The 6221-nt window shown below is 40.7% G+C and carries 4 protein-coding genes; 1 reads left to right on the top strand and 3 read right to left on the bottom strand.

Annotation, left to right across the window (positions count from 1 at the left end):
• A partial coding sequence (locus V7L05_RS27605) for a tetratricopeptide repeat protein (protein ID WP_335168914.1) occupies positions 1-1203 on the bottom strand: 1203 nt, incomplete at its 3' end.
• Entirely contained in the window at positions 1154-2497 is a 1344-nt protein-coding gene (locus V7L05_RS27600; protein WP_335168912.1) for a P-loop NTPase fold protein, read from the bottom strand. The genes V7L05_RS27605 and V7L05_RS27600, both read right to left, overlap by 50 nt.
• A 315-nt stretch (positions 2498-2812) precedes the next feature.
• Here V7L05_RS27600 and V7L05_RS27595 point away from each other — a divergent pair, with 315 nt between their 5' ends.
• The gene (locus tag V7L05_RS27595; RefSeq protein ID WP_335168911.1) at positions 2813-4717 is read left to right on the top strand and encodes an adenylate/guanylate cyclase domain-containing protein; all 1905 of its coding nucleotides are present in this window, start codon (positions 2813-2815) and stop codon (positions 4715-4717) included.
• 182 nt (positions 4718-4899) lie between these two features.
• Here the strand turns inward: V7L05_RS27595 and V7L05_RS27590 are convergent, their stop codons facing one another.
• Positions 4900-6075, bottom strand: coding sequence for a homospermidine biosynthesis protein (locus V7L05_RS27590; RefSeq protein WP_335168909.1), 1176 nt, complete (start codon positions 6073-6075; stop codon positions 4900-4902).
• Between the last annotated feature and the right edge of the window lie 146 nt (positions 6076-6221).

Below are 6221 nucleotides of genomic sequence, written 5' to 3'. Positions count from 1 at the left end.
TCCCAACTGGTGGTATGTGCTAGCTTGGGAATAGCGATCGCCAAATTCGATATTGATAGCCAAAGCTTGTTGGTAATTGCGCCGCGCCTCCTCAAATTCCCGCAAATATTGGGCAACCATTCCCAACTGGTGGTAGGTGCTGGCAGAAGAATAGCGATCGCCTATTTGTTGTTCAATTTCTAGACGCTGTTGATAGAAAGTTGTCGCCTGTGTAAATTGTCTCAAGTCTAGATAAGCATTCCCCAGTTTAAACAAAGCAGCAATTTCGCCGCGAGCATTCTGAAGTTGTTGTGAAATATTTAAAGATTTTTGATAATAAGCGATCGCTGTATCAAATTGCCTTTGCTGAGAATAAGACTTTCCTAATGTGTTAAGAACTTCAGCATGGAAGGTGGAATCTTGAAACTCATTAGCTATTTTTTCGGCTTCTTCTAAATATTCTCTAGCTTTGATAGGTTCTATCTTACTTAGATACGCGACTCCTAGCTGATGCAAAATATTACTATAGTTGCGAAGATTTTCTCCTGTCGGATGATGTCCAGTAGGTTTATATTCCATTAGCAGGCGTTGTAATAACTCGATCCGCTCTTGCTTTTCTGGAGGTTCTAATCTGTCTATAATTCTCTCAGTATTTTGAGTCTCATGAATCGCATGATCTTTGGTAACTTGAGGTGTTTGAAACCGAAACATCCCCGATTGCCAAGCCCAAAAATCAGGAGCAAATTTGGCTAACCGAGTCAGGGCATAATCTGAGAGAATAAACAGAATGGGATGAGGAACAGTTCTTTTATAAGCATCTCGGACAAAGTTGAGGTCTTGTAAAACTGGCGGATATTCTCCATCAAAACCAATAGACTTTTCTAAACCTTGTACAATCAAAACTAATTTTTTATTAATTTCTATCTCAATAGTTGGTAATATCTTGACAATTTCATCCCGGAGAAATCGCAAATTTGCATCAGAAAAACTCAGAGTCACAAATTGAATATCCCGACACTCAGGATTTGTCTTTAGCGCCTCAACTAATATTTCTGCATCTGGGGGAAAATTAATTTCCACAAAACCAATGGTAAACTTTTCTGCAAAGTCCACAAAGGTGAGTAATTGAGCAAATATCTCTTGATTAAGCGCGATAAACGCTCCTCTTTCTGAGCTAAGGTTGTGCTGCAAGTGCGGATTCGATGGCTTTCTGGAAGAATTCATTTTGCTTCACCACTGGATTGGGATAATTCCACCGTTTCTCGCCGTTGTATTCCAAAACTGAAGTGTTAAACAGCATTAACTGACCAATATCATCTTTGCTGACATTCTTGGGTATACACACTTGGGCTAAAAACGCATAATGTTCTTCAGGAATAAACCTTTCAAAATTAAATTGCTGTTGTTTCACAGCATAGATAATATCTTCGGCAATAATTTTGGGATGTTTGCGAGTACTAGCAGTTAGGCAAGCAGTCTGTATCATCTGCATTAATTGGCGGACATGCCCGCCACTGGCTTTTGCTAAATTTAGCAATTCCTGGCGAGATTCAAATACAGCATCAATATCTACCCGCTTTTCAATGACACTGGCAACTGCTTCTAGTCCCGTTTGATTGTAGTTTAAATGGCAGCGATCGCGTTCAAATTCATAAATATTCACCATTGGTACAATATGAGGATCACTCTTAAACTGATTGAGTGGATTTTTCGGGGAACAAAGCACAGAAATTGGGACTGTATAAATTATCGTGCAATCTAATTCTTGTAACTGAGCCGCATAGTCAAAAAATAAATGTTCTGCTATCGTCGGTGGTACACGATCCATGTTGTCAAAAATAATTAATAAACCTTTATATTGAGGGAATTTTTTTCGGAGTTTAACAAAGGCATTTCCTAATAAAAGGTTAATATCTGCTTTGAGACGTGATAGGTCTTTTTCTAAAGTTTGGCGAATAGTAGTTTTTTGCTTATAAGAACCTTTAATTTGTGCTAGTAATTTCACCATCAATTTAGCGATAAATGGAGCTTCTGGTTTGAGAGTCGCTTCTCCTTCAATACTCACAGACCTTTCCACACTTTCTTCGGTTTCGTTGGTAATATCCTTAAACCAAGATTCAAAGTTTCCCAGAAGTTGAGAATCAAATTTTAAACCTAATTTACGCAACTCAAATTCTACTTGTTTAATGACGATTAAATATAAATCTGTATAATGAGCATCATTAATATCTGTTTCTTGATTAACTTCTAAATAAATTACGTGGTATTGTTTTTCCCATTGGTTTTGAATGCGTTTTAACTCTGTACTTTTGCCACAGCCGCGATGTCCGGTAAACAAAATTGTGCGGAAATCTGCGGGTTCTTGAAACTCTAAAATCTTACTAACGCTGTCAATTGCTGAAGTTTTGCGTACTGCTGATAAATCAACATAGTAACGCTCCATGTCTGCACCCTTTAGCGGTTCAACATTACAAACTTGAAATGCATCTCTTAGAGTATTAGCACGCTGGTGATTCATTGGGTTTTGACTAACTTTATAGATATGACTTTCTCAATCTTAAATTTTAGGCGATCGCACTGCAATTTTACATCTGAATTTGACGCTGGAATACATTGTAATATGTTATACATTAAAAGCCAAGATAATAACCTGAAAAATTTTTACCGGATGGCTGCGATCGCGCTATGTTGAACAATGGACTTTCAAGTATGCGAAACTGATGATCTGCGGCTAAAGCCGATGTGGTAGCTTTGACAAAGGCGATCGCGGATGCAACTAAATATAAATATTATATTCAATTGTCAATCCTCCAAAAGAAATATAAATTTGAATATGGAACAAGTAATTACTGCAATGGCAGATGCTTTGTTTATAACCAGTAAAATAGGAAAAATAAAAAAAGTAAATCGTGCTGCTCTACAATTATTTGGTTATAGTGAAGAAGAATTAATTAATCAACCAATATCACTGATAATTGATGATAATCAACTATTAATCTCAGCCATTCATCAGCATTCTTATTTTCAGAAAAATTTTCAGAATTTCGAGGTAGTTTGTCGAACAAAGACTAGAGAAAAGCGGTTGATTGCTTTTTCTTGTTCAGTAATTCCGGAAAAAATCAAAGAATTAGAAGATATTGTCTACATTGGTCGGGATATTACTGCTCGGCAGCACCGGGAACAGCGTACAAGTACCCAGTATGCTATCACTCGGATATTATCAGAATCCCAGAGCGTAAAGCAGGTAATTCCGCGAATTTTGCAGTCGATTTGTCAAAACTTAGAATGGGATTTAGGCGAACTTTGGACACCAAATCAATATATTGGCACTTCGGTACAGGGACATAGCATCAATGCAGTACTGAGGTGTGTGGAAATTTGGTCAAGTCGGGTAATTTCTGTCCGAGAGTTTAAAGGAATCACCTGGCAAACTACCTATACACCGGGTGTTGGCTTACCTGGTCGAATTTGGATCAGACGTTTGCCTTTGTGGATTCAAGATATCACAGAAGATGGAGACACTCGGCGATTGCAACCTGCGGCTGAGGCTGGATTGCACGCAGCTTTTGGCTTCCCCATCTTAGACGATAGTGAAATCTTAGGAGTGATGGTTTTCTTCAGTCGGGACATCCAACCAAAAGATAAAGACCTATTGCAAATGGTCGGTTCTATTGGTAGTCAAATCGCTCAGTTTATCAAACGTAAACAAGCAGAAGATGCTCTTGTAGAAAGTGAAGAACGATATCGAGATTTATTTGAAAATGCTAATGACTTGATTCAATCCGTCAATGCATCTGGTCGTTTTTTGTATGTCAATCGTGCATGGCGAGAAACTTTGGGATATAGCGAAGCTGAAATTGCGAATATGAATGTTTTTGATATTATACATCCAGAGTTTAAGCAAGACTGTTTGCAAAGGTTTTATCGCGTACTGTCAGGAGAAAAGTTTGGGCAAGTAAAAGCCGCATTTGTGACTAAAGACGGTCAAACAATCTTTCTAGAAGGTAATATTAACTGTAAATTTATCGAAGGTCATCCAGTTGCGACTCGCGGCATTTTTCGTAATGTCACCCAGCGACTAGCAGCAGAAGAAGCGCTGCGCCATCAGCAGGAAGAAACCGAACGTTTATTGCTGAATATTTTGCCCGTCGCAATCTCGAAACCCTTGAAAGAACAACCAGCTAAGATTGCGGAAGACTTTGCTGATGTCACAGTTTTATTTGCAGATATTGTCGGCTTTACCGAAATTGCTGCTTCTGTGAGTGCAATTCAACTGGTAAACTTACTCAACCCAATTTTCTCAGCTTTCGATCGCCTCACCGAACAACATGGTTTAGAGAGAATCAAAACCATTAACGATGCTTATATGGTAGTTGGTGGCTTACCCACGCGCCGCCCAGATCATCCTCAAGCGATCGCTCAAATGGCACTCCAGATGCAAACTGCGATCGCTCTATTTAATACTGAGAAGAACCAAAACTTCAGCATTCGTATCGGCATCCATAGCGGTTCCGTAGTGGCGGGAGTAATTGACCTCAACAACTTTACTTATGATCTCTGGGGAGACATGGTAAACATCGCTAGCTGTATGGAATCCCAAGGTATTGCTAGTAAAATCCAAGTTACAGAAGATACTTATAAGTGTTTGTGTGATCAATTTTTATTTGAAAAGCGGGGCGAAATCGAAGTTAAAGGCAAAGGAAAAATGACAACTTATTTGTTGATCGGACGGAAGTAAAACCTCACCCTAACCCTCTCCTTGGTAAGCAGAGGGAGCAAGAATCTTGTTTCTCATCTGGTATATTTGCAAAATTGTGTCCTGACGGACATCCCTCTCCTTAATAAGGAGAGGGACAGGTTTTGCATAGCAAAACCAGGGTGAGGTTTCTTTGGGCTATTCGATAAATTTTGACGCACTCCCTAGTGAGTATTCGGAATCAGCCGCCCACAGGGATAAGTCGCTGTTTGCTGTGAAGCACTATCAGCCACTGCTGCTGGAATCTGATCCGATGGTCGGGTTTTGGCTGCTAGATAGTCTTTTTGCAGTTTGTCCAAAATGGCTTCTCGCCTGTCGTAGATTCGCTTCAGGGGGCGAGGCTGGCACTTATTCAAGACGTATGCTGTCACCAATGGTAGAGCGATCGTGCTATCGGTATAACAAACAATTGTGTTAGGTAATTCTTCCGGGTCAATCTTACCCCAGCTGACGGCTTCCGATGGGGTTGCTCCAGACAAACCGCCTGTATCTGGACGCGCATCGGTAAACTGCACAAAGAAATCGTGTCCTCGTTCTTCTAGTCCCAATACCTCGTGAAGTTGCGGTTGCGTTTGTAGCAAAAAGTTTTTCGGACTACCGCCACCGAGAATTACAGCTGCACTTTTTCCTCCTGATTCACGGGCATTATATGCGATCGCAGCCGTCTCATTTACGTCAATTGATGGATCTATCACCAACTGTGAACCTTCCAAAGCTAAAGCCGCCACGTTCATCCCAATTGAGCTATCTCCTGGAGAAGACGTATATATCGGCACACCATACTCATAAGCTGTCGCCAGCAAGCAGGAATGTTGCACACCCAGCTGCTTTTCTACTTCCCGAACATACTTACCCAATAAATAGTGAAACTCAGCAGTTCCCATCCGCTTCTGAAATGCTTCCCCTTGCAAAATCTTGCGGATAAACGCATCAGTTTCCAGCAGCACATCGTAACCAAAGATAATGTCATAAATGCGAATAGTACCTTCCTGGCGCAGTTTCACATCATCCAAAAACGGATTACCAGCAAAGAGTTCAAAACCCAAACCGTAATGCATATCGTGGTAAAGATTTGCACCAGTGCTAATCATCCAGTCAATAAAGCCGTTGCGAATTAAGGGTGCAAGTGCTGAAACCCCAAATCCTGCTGGTGTCATCGCACCGGAAAGGCTAACTCCCACCGTGACACCTTCCTTTAGCACATCACGACTCAGAAGTTGGCAGATTTCCCGCAACCGCGCTGAGTTGTAAGCGGTAAAGTATTGATCAATCAAATCCACCACATTGATATCATTTGATATCGGTGTCGGTGCGATTTTTTGACCCAGCTGTTTAGACATTTTGGCACTCCCGAACTAGTAAACACGCCCGAATCTAATGTTATCTAGCTTTGAACCAAAGTGACAGCAATTTACAGCTGTTTTCAGGTAAATAGACCACAACTGAGAAGGGGAGTAGGCTTGCCGTGAGCGTAGCCGAATGGGAG

The sequence above is a fragment of the Nostoc sp. genome, from assembly GCF_036917755.1.
In the GTDB taxonomy this organism is placed as follows: domain Bacteria; phylum Cyanobacteriota; class Cyanobacteriia; order Cyanobacteriales; family Nostocaceae; genus Nostoc.
The sequence above is the reverse complement of the archived record's forward strand: the minus strand, read 5'-3'. Positions and strand labels throughout refer to the sequence as shown.